At 30.4% G+C, this 19,141-nt stretch carries 26 protein-coding genes; 10 read left to right on the forward strand and 16 right to left on the reverse strand.

The genetic code is table 11. The features are described 5' to 3' along the window. The 7 genes from JST55_01810 to JST55_01840 all read left to right on the forward strand — a co-directional run. On the forward strand, nt 1-163 hold a 163-nt coding region (locus JST55_01810), incomplete at its 5' end, for a hypothetical protein (GenBank protein ID MBS1492214.1). 60 nt (nt 164-223) lie between these two features. Then, complete coding sequence (locus tag JST55_01815; GenBank protein MBS1492215.1) at nt 224-517, forward strand: hypothetical protein; 294 nt, start codon at nt 224-226, stop codon at nt 515-517. Nucleotides 518-619: 102 nt separating this feature from the next. Then, nucleotides 620-883 (forward strand): hypothetical protein, encoded by a 264-nt coding sequence (locus JST55_01820; GenBank protein MBS1492216.1) that lies wholly within the window; start codon nt 620-622, stop codon nt 881-883. Nucleotides 884-1,178: 295 nt separating this feature from the next. After that, complete coding sequence (locus JST55_01825; GenBank protein MBS1492217.1) at nt 1,179-2,021, forward strand: hypothetical protein; 843 nt, start codon at nt 1,179-1,181, stop codon at nt 2,019-2,021. Nucleotides 2,022-2,101: 80 nt separating this feature from the next. Beyond that, nucleotides 2,102-2,920 carry a ThiF family adenylyltransferase gene (locus JST55_01830; protein ID MBS1492218.1) on the forward strand — a complete coding sequence of 273 codons (819 nt, stop codon included), beginning with the start codon at nt 2,102-2,104 and terminating at the stop codon, nt 2,918-2,920. A gap of 62 nt (nt 2,921-2,982) precedes the next feature. Then, entirely contained in the window at nt 2,983-4,035 is a 1,053-nt protein-coding gene (locus JST55_01835) for a hypothetical protein (GenBank protein ID MBS1492219.1), read from the forward strand. A gap of 409 nt (nt 4,036-4,444) precedes the next feature. After that, nucleotides 4,445-4,759, forward strand: coding sequence for a DUF2958 domain-containing protein (locus tag JST55_01840; GenBank protein ID MBS1492220.1), 315 nt, complete (start codon nt 4,445-4,447; stop codon nt 4,757-4,759). 185 nt (nt 4,760-4,944) lie between these two features. On the opposite strand, the gene JST55_01845 is transcribed toward JST55_01840, so the two are convergent. The 11 genes from JST55_01845 to JST55_01895 form a co-directional block, all read right to left on the reverse strand. Next, nucleotides 4,945-5,883 carry a hypothetical protein gene (locus JST55_01845; protein ID MBS1492221.1) on the reverse strand — a complete coding sequence of 313 codons (939 nt, stop codon included), beginning with the start codon at nt 5,881-5,883 and terminating at the stop codon, nt 4,945-4,947. A 161-nt stretch (nt 5,884-6,044) separates the two neighbouring features. Next, nucleotides 6,045-7,073, reverse strand: coding sequence for a thymidylate synthase (locus JST55_01850; GenBank protein MBS1492222.1), 1,029 nt, complete (start codon nt 7,071-7,073; stop codon nt 6,045-6,047). Continuing rightward, entirely contained in the window at nt 7,070-8,053 is a 984-nt protein-coding gene (locus JST55_01855; protein ID MBS1492223.1) for a hypothetical protein, read from the reverse strand. Before JST55_01855 ends, JST55_01850 begins: the two co-directional genes overlap by 4 nt. A 6-nt stretch (nt 8,054-8,059) precedes the next feature. After that, entirely contained in the window at nt 8,060-8,692 is a 633-nt protein-coding gene (locus JST55_01860) for a hypothetical protein (protein ID MBS1492224.1), read from the reverse strand. Next, complete coding sequence (locus JST55_01865; protein MBS1492225.1) at nt 8,689-9,462, reverse strand: deoxycytidine triphosphate deaminase; 774 nt, start codon at nt 9,460-9,462, stop codon at nt 8,689-8,691. The genes JST55_01860 and JST55_01865 overlap by 4 nt, the downstream gene beginning before the upstream one ends. Continuing rightward, nucleotides 9,459-10,226, reverse strand: coding sequence for a hypothetical protein (locus tag JST55_01870; GenBank protein ID MBS1492226.1), 768 nt, complete (start codon nt 10,224-10,226; stop codon nt 9,459-9,461). Before JST55_01870 ends, JST55_01865 begins: the two co-directional genes overlap by 4 nt. Further along, nucleotides 10,219-11,073: an ImmA/IrrE family metallo-endopeptidase gene (locus JST55_01875; protein MBS1492227.1), complete on the reverse strand. Its 855-nt coding sequence runs from the start codon at nt 11,071-11,073 to the stop codon at nt 10,219-10,221. The genes JST55_01870 and JST55_01875 overlap by 8 nt, the downstream gene beginning before the upstream one ends. Further along, a complete protein-coding gene (locus JST55_01880) occupies nt 11,073-11,417 on the reverse strand; it encodes a helix-turn-helix transcriptional regulator (GenBank protein MBS1492228.1) in 345 nt (114 codons plus the stop codon). Before JST55_01880 ends, JST55_01875 begins: the two co-directional genes overlap by 1 nt. Further along, the gene (locus JST55_01885; GenBank protein ID MBS1492229.1) at nt 11,356-11,679 is read right to left on the reverse strand and encodes a hypothetical protein; all 324 of its coding nucleotides are present in this window, start codon (nt 11,677-11,679) and stop codon (nt 11,356-11,358) included. Before JST55_01885 ends, JST55_01880 begins: the two co-directional genes overlap by 62 nt. Before the next feature lie 100 nt (nt 11,680-11,779). Beyond that, entirely contained in the window at nt 11,780-12,019 is a 240-nt protein-coding gene (locus JST55_01890) for a site-specific integrase (GenBank protein ID MBS1492230.1), read from the reverse strand. Nucleotides 12,020-12,088: 69 nt separating this feature from the next. Continuing rightward, nucleotides 12,089-12,310, reverse strand: a complete 222-nt coding sequence (locus JST55_01895; protein ID MBS1492231.1) for a tyrosine-type recombinase/integrase — start codon at nt 12,308-12,310, stop codon at nt 12,089-12,091. A gap of 311 nt (nt 12,311-12,621) precedes the next feature. Between JST55_01895 and JST55_01900 the strand changes: the two genes are divergently transcribed. Next, nucleotides 12,622-12,798 (forward strand): hypothetical protein, encoded by a 177-nt coding sequence (locus tag JST55_01900; protein MBS1492232.1) that lies wholly within the window; start codon nt 12,622-12,624, stop codon nt 12,796-12,798. Nucleotides 12,799-13,156: 358 nt separating this feature from the next. Here JST55_01900 and JST55_01905 read toward each other — a convergent pair whose 3' ends face one another. The 5 genes from JST55_01905 to JST55_01925 form a co-directional block, all read right to left on the reverse strand. Continuing rightward, the gene (locus JST55_01905; protein ID MBS1492233.1) at nt 13,157-13,714 is read right to left on the reverse strand and encodes a hypothetical protein; all 558 of its coding nucleotides are present in this window, start codon (nt 13,712-13,714) and stop codon (nt 13,157-13,159) included. 27 nt (nt 13,715-13,741) lie between these two features. Further along, a complete protein-coding gene (locus JST55_01910; GenBank protein ID MBS1492234.1) occupies nt 13,742-14,122 on the reverse strand; it encodes a hypothetical protein in 381 nt (126 codons plus the stop codon). An 842-nt stretch (nt 14,123-14,964) separates the two neighbouring features. Further along, complete coding sequence (locus tag JST55_01915) at nt 14,965-15,987, reverse strand: hypothetical protein (protein MBS1492235.1); 1,023 nt, start codon at nt 15,985-15,987, stop codon at nt 14,965-14,967. A 32-nt stretch (nt 15,988-16,019) separates the two neighbouring features. Beyond that, on the reverse strand, nt 16,020-16,652 hold the full coding sequence (locus JST55_01920) for a hypothetical protein (GenBank protein ID MBS1492236.1): 633 nt from the start codon (nt 16,650-16,652) through the stop codon (nt 16,020-16,022). A gap of 47 nt (nt 16,653-16,699) precedes the next feature. Then, nucleotides 16,700-16,870 (reverse strand): hypothetical protein, encoded by a 171-nt coding sequence (locus JST55_01925; GenBank protein ID MBS1492237.1) that lies wholly within the window; start codon nt 16,868-16,870, stop codon nt 16,700-16,702. 265 nt (nt 16,871-17,135) lie between these two features. Between JST55_01925 and JST55_01930 the strand changes: the two genes are divergently transcribed. Both JST55_01930 and JST55_01935 read left to right on the forward strand, forming a co-directional pair. After that, on the forward strand, nt 17,136-18,152 hold the full coding sequence (locus tag JST55_01930; protein ID MBS1492238.1) for a hypothetical protein: 1,017 nt from the start codon (nt 17,136-17,138) through the stop codon (nt 18,150-18,152). A 323-nt stretch (nt 18,153-18,475) separates the two neighbouring features. Then, nucleotides 18,476-19,108 carry a hypothetical protein gene (locus JST55_01935; protein ID MBS1492239.1) on the forward strand — a complete coding sequence of 211 codons (633 nt, stop codon included), beginning with the start codon at nt 18,476-18,478 and terminating at the stop codon, nt 19,106-19,108. The last annotated feature ends 33 nt before the right edge of the window (nt 19,109-19,141 follow it).

The following is a 19,141-nucleotide window of genomic DNA, read 5'->3' on the forward strand; positions in this document are numbered from 1 at the left end:
CGGCGACCAGGACGGAACCAACTTCGATTTCGATAGCGCTGGAATAGAATTAAACGAAGAAGATGTGACTCCACCTATCGTTCATCCGGTATTCAACACTCCAAAGTATACTCCCTATGAAAAACTTCCTGATTATTTCCTCGCTGAGCTGCGCTTGGTTTAAGTAACATTCCTACAGTCAATTCTAATAACCATTCTATCAAATTTTAATTTTAAAAAAGTAATGAACAAATATTCATTCGATCTTCCTTACGACTATACTCAGTATGCAAGTGTAAGAGGATTTGTATATGCAAATTCTGAAGACGAAGCACGGGAAAAGGCGAAGCATTCAGAGAACTGGTTCGATGAAGAGTTCGAAGATTCCGATGACTCAGGAGATTCTTATTATAATTATGACGCATTAGAAGTTGAACTTGATACCGCTAATGTAACTCATGCTCCTATATCAACTATGGCTAGTGTAAACAATAATCCTTATCCTGATTACTTTCTTGCTGAACTTCACTTAGTCTAATTACTTCGGCACAATTCTTCTCTGCATATCCCTCATATTAATTTTAGAAACTCTAAAGCTTTTAATCATTTTATAAACTTAAACAATAAAAGGAACAAACTCATGTCCTGGAATTCCAATCCAAACAGCGGCGGCAGTCAAGCCTCCAACAGAAAAAACGTAAGATGTAATAACCAAGACTTCGATATTACAGGTCTATCAGGTGTTGCGCTTACCGACAGACTCAAAGCAATTGCCAGAGATAACGATATATCGAAATTTGATATATATGATTCTCTGAATGCAAATCTCGATGCAACACAGATTGAAGCAGGTAACTTTACCGGCGATTTGACTATCGTCCGTTTCAACGTTGCAGCTGCTTGAATTTGTAACGGTCAAGTTTAGCATTAACTAGATCTACTCAGTAGTTCGCCAACAGGTATTCTCTTTCTAAAAAAATCCTTATCAGGGTTTGATAATTTTAATATTGAATGAATTATCACTACTCATTGCTGATTTTATTAGGGAATACCTGTTTTAATTTAATTCAATTTGTGATCTATTCAGTGTTAAAAATTCCAAGAAAACATAATCAATTAATAAAAAATGTATGTCTTCAAATCAATCAGTACAAGAAAACCAAACGGCTCCCCGGGTCCCCAGTCAGCTCCCAGGTCAGTTGAACACTTCATTCTTTCAAAGAGTAGATGGGATTGAAGAGACCGTTTCATCTGAAAGTGCCGGGAAGAAATCAAAAAATAAATCTGTAACTAATACAAAAACCCGTCCAACTAAAGAATCAAAAATCCTCCGTCAGTCAGATAAGCATTTAGTGAATATCATCTCCCGGGAAATCAAATACAAAGACCTGAATGAGAAAATGCTGAAATCAAAGCAGGAAAACGTATTTATAAAGGAAGTATCAATCGAATCAGAAATCGATTATATAAATTCTTTAAAGCAATTGAAGGGGGTATTTAAAACGGAGCTCCAAACAGCAATTAACAAAGTAAACAGTCTTTATCAGACAGAGCTTGTTAAGCTTCAGCAGTTATACCGCTCAGCAGTTGTTGGGGAGTCGTTAATAGCGATTATTAAGACGATAAGTAAAAAAGACTGGTATCTGCTCATGAAGGATAACTCAGTTAATGCATATAAGTTCTACAATCCTCCCTTTGAAGTTACTGAAGGATATTTCAACTCAGGGATAGTTCACGAATATACATCTCCTGTATGTTCAATAAGAGGAATATATGTAAACATTCTGCATCACAAAATCACTCACGGAACAATACACCTTTCAACAATTGGGCAACATCCTAACTGTAATATTGGTGGATTTGGTCAAGCTTGTCCTGGAAGCTTTGAAGACAGAGATATATGTCTTGCTGATCCAAATAAACTATTAACTCTGCTTGAAGAAATATCCTCAACATATGAGAAGATTCATCTGGATAGCAGCTATTATAAACCGACAATTCCATTTGACGTTAAGCAGGAATATAAGTGGAAGGCCAGCTGATTCATAATCCAATGAAGTAGAGAAATAAGAAATTAGTAGAGTAAAAAGACTCATAAAATAAAATCAACAATCCTTTTAAAATGGAAAGCACAATAACAGAAATTAATAACAGGCAGTCAAAAATAATCCCTGACCTGTCCGGTGCTATTGCAATTGTTGCCGGACTTGGAGGAATTGGTTCCTGGGTAGCTTTAGACTTAGCTTTAATAGGAGTCGGTTCAATACTCATCTACGATACAGATAAAATAGAACCAAGTAATCTAAACAGAACTTTATTCAAAGAATCACAAATCGGACAATATAAAACTGACGCAGTAAAAGAATTAATTGCAGAGAGAAGAAAGGATTGTTTAGTTCTTTCATTCGAAGAATTCTTTGAAGCAGAGATGCTGAATAAATTAGACGGTGTGGAATACTTTTTTGACTGTACCGACACAACAAGACTCAAAGACTCGATGTATGAGTTTAAAGTAAAAAAGCAGATGGAGTTTGAAGAGCTTAAAAAGAAAGAAGAGGATAAGAATAAAGTAAAAAATAAATCAAAGAAAAATTCTGAGACTTCTCAAAACAATCAATCAAATTCAGGAGCTCAGTATGCTAATTACGGACCCGGAATTACTAATCAATATCCTGCACAATCTATAAATCAAATTCAGGAATACAAATTCCCTCAATATGTAAAGCTTGGATACGATGGATTCGAAGGAACTATCTGCCTGAATGATTTTAATGCCGGCAGATGGGGAACAGATTCAAGTTACACAATTACTCCCAGCTTCTTTGGCACTCCACAAATGTTAAGCGCAGCGGCAGTGATTGAAATGTTAATTGTCAAAAACAAGAATGCATTTACTAAAACAGTAAATGTTACAACTCTTTTGACACTTCTACACGATTAAATTCCTAAAGCTAATAATTAAAATTTCTTCAAACTAGCAAACTTTTTAAATCACATAAACTCATGAAAGAGAAAAACTCTAAATCAGGAAGTTCAAATAATTCAGATGGAAAAGATGAATCAGACTCCGGACGAAACAAAGCTGAAAACAAAAGCAAAGAAGCTGTTTCTAAAGCTAATGGTAAAGCTACTTCCGCTCCTGATACTTTATTAACTGAAGTACATACTGCGCGAAACGGCAAAAGAAGTTCTGGTAATGATGTACTTAACTCCATTCTAAATGAAACACGAAAACCTTCTGAAGCAGGATGGGAAAGCGGAATAAAGATACTCGATACAGTGAAGGTTATTATTCCTCTGAAGCTCCTGCTTGTTTGTAATCAGATAGCTGACAGATTAAGTGGTGAAGAGTTCTCAATACTGGTTAATCTTACAGAGAAAGATAAAGTAATCAGATTATCAGAGGAGTTTCATATTCCGCAGCAAGTCGTTTCAAATGCATCTATTGATTACATACCGGAAGACTATAACTTCAACACAGTAATACACCGACATCCAGATGGTATGAACTCTTTCAGTTCAACAGATAAGAACTTCATCAATCAGAACTTTAAATTATCGATACTCTATACTTATAAAGATGGATTCGTTCACGGCATTTATAATCTAAAGCATGATAATTATTTAGTTCAGCTTCCAATTGAAATAAGTGTAGATATGGGATTAGACTTAATAGACATACAGAATATCCAAACAGTCAGGGCTTCAAGAAAAGTAATTGAGATCGATGATGAAAGACTAATCGGAAATGGCAGACAATATGGTTCAATGTTTGAAGTAGAAGATGACTTACCATTCGGGCGATCAATGGATATAAGATTCGGACACAGAGGTAAACGAAGAATAATTTCAGATGATAAAATTTCAACTTTTGATTTAGATAAGGACGGGTCAGAAGAAGAGAAGCGTGAACTAAAAAAGCTCGATGAAGAGAACCTGGATTACGGTCTTATAAAGAGAATTATTCTTGAAGATGTAAATGATAATTTAGAAACCCTGGATATGCGATTGACTAACATGGAAGATTTTATTCAATATTCCGGGCATTTTATATAGTTCTCTTCACTTACAAAATCTTTCTACTTCCATCCATTACATCCAACCTTTCATTTCATCACACTCAACCTACCAATATACCTTCCTTTGCCGAGCTCCTGCTCTTTCTCAAATTCATAAATTCACAAATTATAAATTAAATGAAAGGGGAATTTAATGTTCAATTGCATTTCGAAGGAAGTATTAAAGAAAATCTGTATAGTTGTTCTGGAAATTCTTATAGCGGATTGCTTTAATAAAGGTAAGGATTACGTGAAGACGAGGAGGAAGAAAGCAAAAAAGGGAGAGTCCTGAGAATGGATTCTTCCTTCTTGCTTTTGTTCGATTGCCACTCAAAATCCCAATTTCTTAAAATGAGTAAAAATTTTACTCAAAATAGAAGTATTGTAAAAACAACAAAATTAAAAACATGAAACTCTTTACTAAAGAAATAGAAAAAAAGGCTCAAGCTCAATTTCCAAAAGGTAACGGCCTTGAATCTCAAGTTGTTGTTGCTAAGTTTTTCAATCCAACAGGAGCCGGAACCTGGTATCTAATGAATCAAGATCCGGAAGACACTGATTACTGTTGGGGATTATGTCATATTTTTGAATGGGAAATGGGTAGCTTTTCTAAAAGTGAACTCGAAAATTTTAAAGGTAGAATGGGTCTAAGTATTGAGAGGGATTTACATTTTCAAGAAGTGAGTGCGAAGGAATTGTGGGATAGTTTAATTAAAGTTTAAAAGTTCGAATGCTTTATAGTGACTATATAATTTGTAATCAGCAGGTCGGGGGTTCAAGTCCCTCTGCCAGCTCAAGATAAACCCCTCAAGAATTAACATCTTGAGGGGTTTTTTTTTTACCCACCTACTTTTTACAATTTCTGGGGACGATTTAGGGACAATTTAGCGTTATTAATTGTCTATAATTATATCAACCCTAATATCATTTTTTTTAATTCACTAGATATACCTACATCTGATTCAATATAAGAAATCATTGCTAGTATCCTTTCATTCATATCGGAGTGTTCATTTTTAATTTTTTCATATGTTAGACTATCCATAGTATTTAAAAATATTACATCCAGATCACCCATGTTACCTTCCTTATACAAAGTTATATTGGTAGATAAAATAGTTGGAATATATAATTTTCTTCCCTCTTTTCTCTTCTCATTAATTTTTTTTAGATCTTCATCATGGATTTCTTTTAAACGAGAATAAACCCAATAATAAAATTCATGAACTGCTTCAATGTAATCTTCAAACAGATTTCTCAAATCAATTTCACCACCAACATTATTCAAATACTTAAGAGTAACTTCATTTATTACTTTTATTTCATTATCTGATTTACTTCGTTTCGTTTGCTTTTCTATATAAGAAATCAAAGTATCTGTTTCTAAAAGTAATTTTCTAGAGCTTCCATTTTCTCTATCCCAATGAAATTGTCTTGAAGGAATAATAAGTTTTATGTGTTGAACGTATTGACGTAATTGAAAAAATATATTAAAAACTGGATTAGAAGTTAACTGCATCTTTTTCTCTTCATATTCTTTATAAAATACAGGAGAATCAATCTCATAATTGCTCATAACGTTATTTGTTATACTCATTAAGGTATAAGAACTAGAAATAAAATTATGAAGATATCTATTCAAATCTCCAGCATATTTCATAAACAAATGCCTATTATGAGTCGCAAATACTTGATCGTTTTCGGAAATAACACCATATTCAATACTTTTAGATAAGTCAATTCCGTTTCCATCAAAAATCTCTAATGCGTATTGCATCTGATCCAGTTTTCTAATTTTCTGATGTTCTGGCATATTATCTAATTCATCTAAAATATTTTGTTCCATGAGAGTAAAAAATAATTAATAAAAATAATACAGAAGATATTACGTGTAATACTTCTCCCTATTCAAACAATGTAGAATTTATATTCAAATAATTTGAGAGTGAGAATAGTGTAGAGAGGTTTACTAATTTCCTACCTAACTTATATCTTTTCTGGTGACGGTTAAGTGATGATTTTTTGTTCCTTAAATCGCTTATACCAATTTTCCCACAAAAATAATAAAACAGGATTAGAACAATTCGATAGGATTTCTTCAATTAAATAATCCAGTCCTTTTCTTCGAGCAAATTCACTAGTTATTATTAAAAGTATATTTCTAAATGATTCCGTAGCATTTTTCCATTTTATTATTTCCAAAACTTCTTTAGACGTAACTTTGGTAAAAATTAACTGATTACAAATGCTTTCTAATTGGTTAAATAGCTTTTCTGAATTTTTTTTATCTATAGCAATTGAGTCTAAATTAGAATCAATCTTGGGATTTTTTTTAAATTCTTCAGAAGATAATAATAGATTTTTAAAATCCTTTTCATATACATGTAAACTGTCACTAAGCTGATTATATGTTCCTAGTTCTATTCCAAGCCATCCAGCAAGGACTTCTTGTAAATAAGTAAATTGAACAAAATTATAGGGAACTCCTAAAAATATATCATTGCTCCTTAATACTTGCATCCATTCCAGCTTGTTGTCTCTTACTTTAGGAATACTGCAGATATTACAGGGAATATCTTTACTACGCGGTCTGCCAGTTTCAAAAGGTAAATCCTTTGAGGGATTCCAGATTTGTAGTACAACTTGCCTAGTTTTACTATTATTTGAAAGAGCTTTGTATGCACGTTCTAATTGATCAATACCATTATAATCTCTCAATCGTGACCCATATGCACCATAATAATTTTTTACATTTCCAGCAAAATTTGGCAGACTACTATTCCAAAAATTAAGAAAATTCGCATTAGATTTTCCATTTACTATCCATACAACTTCAGCAAGTGCAAAAGCTGGATTCAAAGAGGGTTTGCGAGAAAATATCCACCTGTCTCTTGGATTTTCAAATGTGATCCCTGCATGTAATATTTCCTTGGTTGAACCTAACCTACTATCCGTAATATTTGTATTATCATCCAACATCTCACGAACAATTTTTTTCCAGACTTCGTCAGCCGACTTTCCATTAAAAGTTATCATTTTTTAATATCGTTAATTCTTTGATTAATATTCCATTTGGGAGGATACCAGCAATTAAAACTTTTAGAAGTGGCATTAAAAATTTGTTTAATTCGAGTTCTACCGCTTGAACCTTGAATAGTTGGAAAGGCGACTCTAGAATACTTACTGATCTCACAAAATAAATTTTGACAGTCGATTAATTGTAATCTTCTACCAAATAAATTCTTAAACTTAATATTTCGTTGTTCAAATTCTAATTCCTGCCTATCACAGACAATTCTTATAACTTCACTCTCATTTAATCCACCTAAACTTGTAAAGCATTTGCTGATACCATCATATGCTCCAGGTCCAGGTATTACAAATTCGGATTCTTCAAAATTAATAAGTTCACTATAATTTAGATCTATTGTTAACTGATATGCCAAAAAGTCTCCAAAAGAAGGATAACTTTTTAAAAGGAAGAATACGTCAAGCAGTTTTTTTGATTCAGTAATTTTTTCAGGAACAAAATCCTTTATCATCAATTCAATTAATTTTAAGTGATTACTATGTTTTCTTTTATAGCCGAATTTGTTAGCTGAAGCCATAATATATGCGCCGGAATAGATACTAAATTTATTATCTAAAACTTCATTCAAAACACTATTATATTTTTCAAATGAATAATCTTTATAAGTAATTTCCTTAAATTCGTGAAGCAATAAATTCCAGGTCTCTATTTTATTAAATAATTTAAATAAAAGGATTCGAAAAAAAAGCTCTTTAGGAGATTGTTCCCCTTTATAAATAACATTTTTAATTAAAAATTGACTTACTTTATCTGAAGCACGGTAAGCATTTGTAAATTTGTAGTATTGCAATATTGGATCATTAGTCCAAGGAGGTTTATTATTCTTGACTCTTTTGAAAAATATCTCTTGTCTTTCTGCAGCAAACTTCCAATATGCGTCGTATACTTCAGTAGTTTTAATTGGCTCAAGTGATTTAAATATCATAATATCTTAAATTATAAACTTAGCTGATTTTAAAGAATTCAAAATATGGTTATTGATAGTTGAGTAGCTCAAATATTGGTCAATTATGATAATCTTTTCATCACTTTTCCTTTTTAATTGATTATACAAGGATCTAATATTATTCCATTCTTCTAAATTTTTTATATTCCCATACGGTTTTGGAAAATCGAATAAAAATATAGAATTAATTTTTATATTTTTCCAAAAAATTAATTCTATATCTATTGCAGAATTTAACATTTTACTATTAATATTTTTAAGTTTTCCATATACCCACGTTGACCACCAAAATCTATCTAATAAAATTATATAATTTTCATTAAGTAAATTTTTTATTTCGTTCTCCAAAATGTTTATATGTGATGCAATATGTAATAATTGAATTGATAAAGGATTTACTTGCTCATGCAAATGATATAATTGATGATGTAGATTGTAAATTTTTTTCCCAAAAAGATTAGTATCTTTTCCTGGAAAAGATATATATTTTGCTTTTATTTTTTCCTTTAATAACTGGTTTAATATTTTTTTTGCTATGGTGGATTTCCCAACATTGTCAGGACCCTCAAAAATAAACAACTGACCTTTTTTAAATCCATATTTTTCTTTTGTAATCATTTAGAATTATTTTTTAAACTATCAAAATGAATTTTAAACTTTTGGCGTTCTGCTTTTACACTGTCTTTTATTTCTAATAACATTTGTTTTTCTTCTTTTACATCGTTTCTCAGAATATTTAAATTATTTAAGGTTGTATTCCAAAATACAATGCAAAGAGTAACAACTATGCCCGATAATAATGTAAGCAATGAAACTGCACCCAGTGCTATATTAGTATAATTTTTTAATTTTTTTGATAATGACGCGGGAGAAGGAATTTTTCCAGAAACATCCATAATATCCTTAGAAGTAATTTTGTTTTGATCGAAGTTATTATGGCTATTATTGTACGGCTTCGTTTCCGGTGTAGTAAATTTACCAAACCAAATTGGGAAGACTCTCTGATCTTTATCTAGTACTATATCTCTTGCTCCTGCATTGTAAACAGAAAATTTTAAAATACCTTTAAAGCCAGGGTCTACATGAAAACCGGAAATATTTACAAGCCCTTTAAATTTTATGCCGGCCTTAATTGAAATTAACCCAAAAAAATCTGACGTTAATCCTAGTGTTTCTTTTGTGGTTAATAATGCAAACTGTCCTGAAGGTATAATAATTTGTGGATTTTGGTCAGATATTTTTTTTGATCCTTTTCCATCTGAAGATATATAATAATCATTCCCTAACCTCAATTCATAACATCCGCACTCGATCAAATTCTTATCAAAATCTTTTGTAAATAAATTATCTAAGTTTTTTTCTATCTCATCACTATTTAGAAAGCTCATGATATAGTTTTTATGTTGTTATAAAAATCTTTTATGTCCTGTAAGTTAAATTTTGCAGGGTTATATAGGTCAGCTTTAACATTTATACAAGTAAGATTTTTAAATTGTAATCCCATTTCATGGGCTAAAAATTGACCCAAGTGACATAGCCCTTTAAAATTTCCATAAGCTCTTTCCATTATTAATTGTTTGGGATAATAAGCTATTATACTCAAACCATCACTTCCATTTGATCCTAATGGCATAATTGATAACTGCTGTAAACATGGAAAACCATGCTGTGATTTGAAATTATGATCAAGTTTAGGATTGAAAATAGCAACTTGTAATGCGCTAAACCTATGGTTATTTTTATTCCAACAACTAATTATATGATCTAATTGATTTGCTTTATTCTCAGCACCATCATAATTTATCATGCGATTGAAATAAATCCCGCATCTATTACGTTTTCGAGATCTAATCCTATCGGCAACTTTCAAATAATTATCAAATAAAAATTTTCTATCTTTATTTTTATTCCACAAAGAAATTGGAAATATAGTTGAAGCTGTATTTTCAATCAATTCAAGTTTTTTCTCGACTAATTTTAAATTTAACTCTTCTTCAATTTTTGATATTATTGGAATACTATTGTTATCTAACTCGCTTATAGAAGTAATAATAGTTGTGGAATCAGATGTTTTTTCGTCCAATAATATTTTAATGTTTTTAACCCAGGCTAAAGATAAATTTGTTTCACTGATATGAATGGTGTTATGCATTACTGTCCTCCAAAAATTTATATTGGTAATCTCCTATATATTTGTTGCGTGAGACCCTTACAAATGATGACCATTTTGTTACAGGGTTAATTAATTTGGAAATACCAAGTTGATTTGCAATGTAAAAATTAGAATTATTGTTTTCTTTAATTTTTAAAATTGAAGTACCTTCAACTAGGATTTCTTTTTCCGTTGAGAGATAATCATTAATTTCTATATCAATTAATTCGTTTTCCCAAAACGAATCTATTATGTATAGGTTTGTATTGCAGGGTGCTTCAAATAATTCCTCTCTTAATTTAATTGGGCGACTTTTTAATAAACTCTCACAATGTATATTAGTAATAATTTTAAGAGTATATGATAAATGTTTAACTAATGTAGAATAACCTACTCCAAAATATCTAGAAAGTATATAAATTTGAATAGGTGTAAGATCTTTAGGCTTCCATTCTCTAAGATTAATTGCTCTATCAATTAGCATTTTAGGGAGAAGTAAAAAACCCGCAAATAAATTGGTAATCCTCTCTTCTTTTACTGAGGCGTAATTATTAATTATAAGATCTAAAGTTGTTTGGTGTCCATAAAAATGGTGAGCAAATTCGTGAGCACAATTAAAGTTCTTTCGACCTGTTGGTCTATTAATGTTTAAAATAATATTAGGACCTGGATTTTTGCAATAAAGACCTTCGAAGCTATTTGCCTCAACAAATATAATATTTATTTTATCATCATATTTGTTTACAACATCATAAATATTTATTGGGACAGATTGCTTTATATTTAATGAGTGTCTTATTTTATAAGCATCTCTGAATATCTGTGATATTTCTAGTTTGTTAAGCATTAATTATTTGATTTTAACGATTGTAATATACTAATAACCTTATCAAAATCTTCCTTTTTTAGCTTCTCTAATTCACGAAACTGTAAACTTAATTTATCCACTAAAGTATTCGCAGTATCATCTATACAACTCAACCACTTAATTTCGACTTTGTAGATATTGGAAAACTCAACTAACTCTTCTGCTGTTACACTTCTTCTACCTGCTTCAATTTCTGAAATAGTTGGTCTGGACATATTGAGCATTTTGGCTACTTGACTTTGAGAAAGCCCAATTTGCTTTCTAGCTAGACTTAGCCGAGAGGCTATTTCTTGCTTTTTTTCTTCCATTTGATTTGCTTTCATTGGTAATTATTTTTGTAATGTTTTCAATAACACTTTTAATTGTTTGAGGGACATAATCTACAACAAATAAGTTATCTGGTATTTTAATATCCAAAATGATTTCTAATTTTGTACATATAAATTCACCGCTCAAGCTATCAAAACCATCAAGACCTTTTACAGGAATTGTTATTAGATTTATATATTGATATCTTTGAGCACACTCATTTTGATGTTCATGTAGAATGTTTATTAATGTATCTTGTATTTCAGATTCCGTCATGTGGTCTCCTTTTAATTCCGTAATTGCTTACCGGCTGTAAGAATAACTTACCAATTGTAAGAAACTGAAACAATCCCATTTTTTATCTCTTTACTTCTATTTAATTCAAAGGGTGTTTTAAAATTTGTTCCCTCAAATGATGTACGCATGCCGCCAAATAAATTGTAGTAGTTTTTATATCACTATGCCCCATCATCTTTGACAAAGAGAAAATATCGCAACCTCCTTCCAGCATGAGCGTTGCAAATGTATGTCGTAACTTATGAACATGAAATTTTATCCCCGAAGCTTCTTTAATTCTTTCTACTAGTCTTTTTATACCACTCTCTGTAAATCCCATATCATAAGTATATGAAGTAAAAAATTCGGGGCAAGTCTTGTCTGCTTTCTTCCTTACTTCTACATATTTTTATAATGCTTCAGCTAGCAGATAATTAATCGGAATCACTCTATCCTTACTTCCTTTCCTTTGCCTTATAAATATTGAAAGATTTTCTATATCAACATCAGCATACTTCAAATCTAATAGCTCTTGTTTTCTTAAACCACTCATGATGAAAGTTGAAAATATAGCATAGTACCTGTAAAGCAAAAACTTGTTATCGCAAGGATAATTGTCAAACACTTCCATGATCCGCATCGTATCTCGCTTTCTTAATTTACAAGGCAGTATCTTTTCAAGCTTTGGGATCTCAATATCATCCATCGGATTGAATGACATATTACCTTACTTTATATACCATCGAAAGAAAACAACTAATGACTTATGAGAGACGATATTTCTTATTTTGTTCTAAATTATAATTGAGTGCACCCAAATATTTAAATTTTGACTTTTTTATGGAATAAAAATTTAATTGTTTCTTTCTATCATATTCATAATTATTTTCGAGTATATAAAATTTCTAGTTTTTTCCAAATCAAAATTAATCAACTAAATAAGTGATTGAGGTTATCGAAAATTTATTTATAGGCAGTCAAATAGATTACGAAAATAAAGTAAAGTTTCAATTAAATTGGTATGTAATTCAGGCATGTAAAGAGGCATATCACAGAGAAGCTTTAGGATATTCGGGAAGAGCAGTTAGTAATACTCATCCCGAGTATTTGATAGCATGAAGAGAAAATAAACTTATATTAAATTTGGTTGACGTAAACGATCATCGATATTTTTCAAGTGAAATATTAGATATTGATTTACATGAAATCGATAAAAACAAAAGTGATAGGAGAATTTTAGTTCATTGTAATCAAGGTTGTTCAAGGTCACCAATGATTGATCTTTTGTAAATGGTAAGAATAGGTAGGTTGCCTAGTTCTTCTTTTTTAGAGGCAGAAATTGAATTTAGTAAAATTTTTCCTCCCTTTAATCCCGCTAAAGGAATCAGAGATTTTGCTATGTTGAATTGGGATAAATATTCAAGTTAAAGTAGATATTTCTAGAATTATTCACAAAAGTTCGATGTTTCTTACTAATTTATTTCAGCTGCTCTAAAATTTCTTTCGTTATTATTCCCTGTTCTTTCATTGGAAGAATTTTAACAAGAAAAATTTCTTTGCTCTCACTTAGTCCATAAGTTTTAATGTTTTTTATTATTTGATTAACTTTACTCTGATATTCTTCTTCATTTAATAATTCTTCTTTTTTTAATTTGAATAAATTTGTTAATTCAATTTTGAATCTCTCTGAATCATATTGATTTGAACTATGTAATTCATCTTTCTTAATTTCATTGTATAATATAATCATAGTGATTCTACTGAGAATAAATGTAAACGACCAAAATATAATTCCACCAACTTTAGGTGCATCACTTACTAATCCTCTTAACCCAAAGATACTTGCAACATTTTGCATACTTCTACTCCATGACATATTGGATTTAACATCCATAACTAATATGAAAACTATATAAATTACACCTATCAATACAAATAAGACGTATTCAAACTTAATCCCATTTTTATAGATAAAGCCAAGGCCGGGATTAAGTATTTCTAATAAAAATGCTAATTGAGTTTTGTCTTTTTTCATTTTTTATTTTTTGGATGTTATAGAATTTTATTTAGCTTCCAAAACAGTTCCTTTTACAACCCAGAAAGCAACTGATGTGATTGTTTTATTTTGGTAATTTATTTCATCATAGTAGAATGCATAGTTATCAAGACCTTGATTCAATTGAGTTTTTCTTGTTGGAGAGCCCAATGCACTTTCTAATTCACTGGAAGTTTTACCAACAAACTTTCTTTCTAAATCTTCTATTGTCCAGTATTCTTTAACTTTTTGAGAATTAATCATACTGTTTGTAGAAATATTTTCCGAAAAATATTCATATGTCTTATTTATCTTTTTGTGTTGTACAGCAAGTGATATTCCAATTGTAATTATTATGATTATGCTTGGTAAGGTAATTTGTAAAAATTTCTTATTTTTATTATTCATTAAGATTAATAGTTTTCTTTAAGAATATTATACCACTTATAAATAAAAAAGGACGCAACTTTAAGTTACATCCTCTGCCGAGGCACTGGTATGCCTACCTAGAGAAATGATAACAGAAAGCGCGTCCTTATTCAGGACGCAGCTTAATGCTTCGTTACTCTAGGTTGAAATTTACCAGTTTTCGGCAGAGAACTTACAGCAAAAGCTACGTTAAAAGCTTTTTATATTTATGAAAATTAAATTTTGTCGATAGTATATAAATTATTTGCTATTAAAATAAATAAATCTCTTAGGATAAAAAACTGTAATTTTTGTTTCCATATTTTTATTTCTACTTTGTTCATGAGTATTGTCCCTTTAAATTCTCCTCTCAAATCCCAAGCTGCCGCCCCCTCTCAGATCGCCCCGGCCAAGATTTGTCAAACAAAGATTAGTTCAGTGACTTTCCGGTAAGATGAAAAAAAATGATGGGATGGCTTTTAATTAGAGATGCGACCCGATTAATAAGTATCATAAAAATTGTTGTTGTAGTTCTTAAAAGAAAAAACAAACTGCTTCGTTAGAAGCAGCTACTATTTATATCTATTATATCTATTATATCTATATAATCTATTAATCTATTAGAAGCGCGGAAGGATGCCAATTTTCTTTAATTCTGCTTTGGAAATACAAGATTTGAGGTCTGTTGGCATCAATTTTATTCTTGCTTGAACTATAGCTGATAATCATTACTACTAAAAAGAGACTCTTTCAAACCATACTCAATTCTTATTAATACTATAGGTATCATCATTCTAACTATAGAAAATTCTTTTTCAGACAATAATATAGTTCTCATAAGATTAATCATATTTACGTCTTTCACATTCGCTTAATTTTGTTAAAAGTGTTATCTTTAATTCTTCAGATAATCTTACCGGCTCATAACACACTTCTTTTTCGTTGAATCTATGAAACTGGGCATCCTCATGCTGTGTAATGTAATATTCCGGATATTCTAAAAGCTTTGAATAAAAATACGCTCTTTTACTTTTGTTATAAAATCTACCGTGCTCTATACCTTTAGTTTTATTAATAGTAAAGTCTCTCAATCCGTGACCATCTTTACCTTGAATGTAAATATCTTTCTTTTCAGCTTTATTAATTATTACTGACTTAACTTCAGATGTGCACTTGTCAATATTTTCAAAACTATATTTGCTTTCAGAATAATTTTCTTTACGAGGATTTAAAGTAATAATTACACCATGCATAACTTCAACCAATCCGCAAGCTTGTAAAACTTCCAAGATAGCCTTGATGGTTCTATTGTCATGTTTAAGCTTCCTTTGAAGTGAAGATTGTGTTTCTTCGGACTCAACTTCATATTCATCCAGTAAGCAATGACTATTCTTTAAAATCAAGTAATAATAAACTCGGAGGGATTTTAAAATCATTTCTCTATTTTTTACTGGCATATCCCAGGCTGCTTTTATACTCTCTAAGTTGCTTTCAAAATCATTATAGTAGATTTTCATATATTCTAAAATCTTGTCTTCAGGTGCAACGATGGTTTCTTCAAAGAATGGAGCTTCATCTTTAAGCCGGTACTTACCATTTTGTTTTTCTATGAGTCCAAACTCTATAAGCTCGTTAATTATTCTGTACACAGTGTCTGAACTGATGTTAAACTTATATCTGATTTCCTTTAAATCCAGTTTATAGTATACTTGAGGAGCTTTAGTCACGTAGTAGTTGAACTTAAGCTTTAAGTATAAGTATACCCAAGGTGTGAACTCTGATTTAAAGTTTTTATCCAGGTCAAATAATAGTTCCGGTTTTATGCTTATGAAGTGTGAATCTTTTTTCTTTTTGGTGGTGTTCATTTTTTTATATTCCTATGTAATGGTTTTTGTTATTAGTAGATACTATTTGGGGATTCTTTAATTGTATCTGGCACAATAGCCTGATCAATTTGAGTTAGTTCGTTTTTTGAACAAGATTCCCTAAATTCACTCTGGTTAATTTTGGGATGGTCTACCGATCCATACTTCTTCTCTAAAAAGTCGTATGTAGAATGATCGTTCGGAATTTTGGAATTATAAATAACATGCCCCAGTTCCTCTTCGAAGCAGTTAATAAAGAAATCATTGTAGACCAAACACGTTCTGGTTGATTTATGTTCGGGCTCGACAATAGAGGACTCTTCTATCAATTTGAACTTTACCAGCTCTCTGTAAGCATCCCTTATGCTGTTTCTGCATATACCTGTTTGCCTGCTGAGTTCAAGTATATTTATGTCTTGGCAAATACCAATCTTGAAATAAGCCGGTCTCTTTTCCCAGTTTAAAAACTTCAGCCTGTTCTTAAGAATTAAAAACAGGTAAAAGGAAAAGTAACAAGTAAAGGGGATATCATACAATACATCAGAAAACTCGACTTCGATCGAGTCAAAGATTTTCTTTAGTTTCTCGTTGTTATAGTGGTTGTTTTTCCTTTTAAAGAATTTCTTCTTTTTTTTCTCGATTCGCTTTCGAATGCTTTCTTCCAAAATCTTACGATGTTGTTCACTAATGATGAAGTTTTTTATTGTCATTATTACACAACCTCCTTCTCTTCGAGAATTAACTGATTCTTTACAGCTTTATGCCCTTCCTTTAAAAATCTGAAAAAAGGAAAAGTTTGGTAGTAGATTTCATGCTCTTCCAGAAGTTTAGCTAATTTTTCTTCGAAGTTCTTACCTAATTGGTAAATTTCGTCTTCACTCATTCCTGAATAGTCGGGTGAGGGTGTTTGAAAATAATTCATAAACGGATTCCTTATGTATTTTTAGTTTTGATTTTTAAAACATTTTTACTAAAAAACCGAACACAAATATAAAAGTGTTCAGTTCTTATACATAAGTATACCGTTTGATACAAGATTGTGCAAATGTGTAAAATGTTCAATAATCTTTAAAGACTGAGAAACATTTATGGATTTTCTTTTTTTTAGATATATATAATTTTTTCAAACAACCTAATTTTAAAAATTCATGGGAAATAAATTTGAAAAAAAACTCGTTTATAAAAACAAGGCTAACTGTAAATTCATGGAGTTGTATTATATAGAGAAAAAATTTAAAACACTTAAAAATAACACAGCTCAATATTTCGTGTGGTTTAGAACTCCTAATAAATATTCACTTTTGCAAATTATAGAAAAAGATAACTTTTCAAGTAAAATGCATTTATCAAAAATAGGATTAATGCAGTTTTTTATGAAAAGTATAATTGATGAAGGTTTAAGACGGTTTAAACCAAGTAGTAATACGAATAAGAATACTGTTATAAAGTTTTATGGTCCATATGAATTACCTGTTACTAAGGAAAATAAAAATGAAATCAAATCTAATGTGTTTAATATTTTTATGTTACAAAATGATTATTTCAGTTCTGAGAAAGCTTCAAATAATGATGAGTTTTTAAAATCAATAGCTGAATCTAAAGAGATGTTTCCTAAAGAAAATGCAGATTTTAATGAGTCTATAGCGAATTTAAATATTAATAAAAATACTAGTTCCAAAAAACAAAACTTGATCAATTCGAAAATATCCGGCGAAAAAGTAATTGAAAAAATAATTTGGAACAAAAAGCCCATTGATTTGGAAAACTTATTTATAGATTTGCATGAAGAAGATTATGTTGAATTTTATGATATAGAAACTTTATCTAGACATTTCAAATTTAAAGTAGATGAACCAGAAATTAATTCTCAAAGTATTTCTTCATTTGAGAAGATAATTTGGAAAGATCAGAAAACAAAACTTATGTTCTTAATGGAATTGCTAATAAAAAAGGGAGTTATAACTATAATTGCTGAAAAAAAACATGTCGCAATTTCTCAGCATTTTTGTAAAAAAGATAATTTAATCTTTAATGAACACACTTTATCACAAACTCTTAATAATGTTCAGACCCAATTAAAAAAACTCAACAAATCTGATCCAAACTATAATAAATTTAATAAATCTTATGAAGATTTTATAAAACTTATCAAAAGGCATATTTAATCTCAATCCCAATCTCACAAAATCTCATCCTACCAAGCATTATTTCTTAAAAGTTACATTTTATAATACTTGATAGTATTGATTTCTGCGACCAAAATGCTTGATTTCAATACTATCAATTCTTTTTTACACCCATCTAGTTATATTTTTGTAGTAGAATATTTAAAACATCTTGTTTTAAAATTTCTCTTATTTATTCGGAATATAGATTTACCATGGAAATCTAATTCAGAGTGAATAAACAAAAATATTTATTAATTAAATAATTTAAATTTATGTTAAGAAGTGTTTTACTTCGGGAAGTTGATGAGTCAACTATCCCTATGGTAAACTCAATACTTCAAGAAATCCTAGCTTCTCTGGATTCTGAGAAGATTGTTGAGTTTGACCTTCGTGACACCATTGCTCCGGCAACATTGGCGGTTAAATTGTTAAGCCTGGTTCACACATCAAATGTTGATCTGCATATAAAAGCAAGCGGTAATTTATCACCCGGTGCTACATTAATTGCAGCAGCAGGAAACCCTGGTTTTAGAAGTGCCTCGTGCACAACTAAATTTGGATTGACTGATTCTGGAAAGAAATTAGGTAAAAAAGCTCTATCAATTGATGAAAATTATGTTTATCAGTTTTTAGCTTTACTTTGTAAAGATAAAAAAAGTAAAATTGAAAAAGCTTTTATTAACTATGGAGCCGCATATGCAACAGATGCAGTTTCTCTTTCGATAATAGATGAAGTGAGTGATTTCAAAGATAAATATGCGCAAAAAAAAGAAGCCATTAAAGAAGCAAAGAAAAAAAATACTAAATCGAAAAAGCTTGAAACTGTGGCTAATCCACCTAGCGACAATTCAAATTCAACTCCTGAAAGCTCAAAAAAACCTGAGGTAGATAAAAAACTTTTTGATGACGTCGATAAACAAATTAAAACACCGGAAGAGGAGGTCGGTAAATAATTGGTGCCTCATTAATTTATTAGTGAGGTAATT

This window comes from Bacteroidota bacterium (genome assembly GCA_018266835.1).
GTDB lineage: Bacteria > Bacteroidota > Ignavibacteria > Tepidaquicellales > Tepidaquicellaceae > JAFDZO01.

What these genes read in the sequence shown, in the direction of transcription:
- JST55_01860 (MBS1492224.1), bottom strand. Translation starts at nt 8,692, where the DNA reads ATGATTACAAAAGAAAAATATGGATTTAAAAAAGGTCAGTTGTTTATT.
- JST55_01880 (MBS1492228.1), bottom strand. Translation starts at nt 11,417, where the DNA reads ATGAAAGCAAATCAAATGGAAGAAAAAAAGCAAGAAATAGCCTCTCGG.
- JST55_01835 (MBS1492219.1), top strand. Translation starts at nt 2,983, where the DNA reads ATGAAAGAGAAAAACTCTAAATCAGGAAGTTCAAATAATTCAGATGGA.
- JST55_01830 (MBS1492218.1), top strand. Translation starts at nt 2,102, where the DNA reads ATGGAAAGCACAATAACAGAAATTAATAACAGGCAGTCAAAAATAATC.
- JST55_01815 (MBS1492215.1), top strand. Translation starts at nt 224, where the DNA reads ATGAACAAATATTCATTCGATCTTCCTTACGACTATACTCAGTATGCA.
- JST55_01875 (MBS1492227.1), bottom strand. Translation starts at nt 11,073, where the DNA reads ATGCTTAACAAACTAGAAATATCACAGATATTCAGAGATGCTTATAAA.
- JST55_01890 (MBS1492230.1), bottom strand. Translation starts at nt 12,019, where the DNA reads ATGGGATTTACAGAGAGTGGTATAAAAAGACTAGTAGAAAGAATTAAA.
- JST55_01865 (MBS1492225.1), bottom strand. Translation starts at nt 9,462, where the DNA reads ATGAGCTTTCTAAATAGTGATGAGATAGAAAAAAACTTAGATAATTTA.
- JST55_01895 (MBS1492231.1), bottom strand. Translation starts at nt 12,310, where the DNA reads ATGGAAGTGTTTGACAATTATCCTTGCGATAACAAGTTTTTGCTTTAC.
- JST55_01905 (MBS1492233.1), bottom strand. Translation starts at nt 13,714, where the DNA reads ATGAAAAAAGACAAAACTCAATTAGCATTTTTATTAGAAATACTTAAT.
- JST55_01935 (MBS1492239.1), top strand. Translation starts at nt 18,476, where the DNA reads ATGGTAAACTCAATACTTCAAGAAATCCTAGCTTCTCTGGATTCTGAG.
- JST55_01850 (MBS1492222.1), bottom strand. Translation starts at nt 7,073, where the DNA reads ATGATAACTTTTAATGGAAAGTCGGCTGACGAAGTCTGGAAAAAAATT.
- JST55_01855 (MBS1492223.1), bottom strand. Translation starts at nt 8,053, where the DNA reads ATGATATTTAAATCACTTGAGCCAATTAAAACTACTGAAGTATACGAC.
- JST55_01915 (MBS1492235.1), bottom strand. Translation starts at nt 15,987, where the DNA reads ATGAACACCACCAAAAAGAAAAAAGATTCACACTTCATAAGCATAAAA.
- JST55_01845 (MBS1492221.1), bottom strand. Translation starts at nt 5,883, where the DNA reads ATGGAACAAAATATTTTAGATGAATTAGATAATATGCCAGAACATCAG.
- JST55_01840 (MBS1492220.1), top strand. Translation starts at nt 4,445, where the DNA reads ATGAAACTCTTTACTAAAGAAATAGAAAAAAAGGCTCAAGCTCAATTT.
- JST55_01885 (MBS1492229.1), bottom strand. Translation starts at nt 11,679, where the DNA reads ATGACGGAATCTGAAATACAAGATACATTAATAAACATTCTACATGAA.
- JST55_01870 (MBS1492226.1), bottom strand. Translation starts at nt 10,226, where the DNA reads ATGCATAACACCATTCATATCAGTGAAACAAATTTATCTTTAGCCTGG.
- JST55_01820 (MBS1492216.1), top strand. Translation starts at nt 620, where the DNA reads ATGTCCTGGAATTCCAATCCAAACAGCGGCGGCAGTCAAGCCTCCAAC.
- JST55_01910 (MBS1492234.1), bottom strand. Translation starts at nt 14,122, where the DNA reads ATGAATAATAAAAATAAGAAATTTTTACAAATTACCTTACCAAGCATA.
- JST55_01930 (MBS1492238.1), top strand. Translation starts at nt 17,136, where the DNA reads ATGGGAAATAAATTTGAAAAAAAACTCGTTTATAAAAACAAGGCTAAC.
- JST55_01925 (MBS1492237.1), bottom strand. Translation starts at nt 16,870, where the DNA reads ATGAGTGAAGACGAAATTTACCAATTAGGTAAGAACTTCGAAGAAAAA.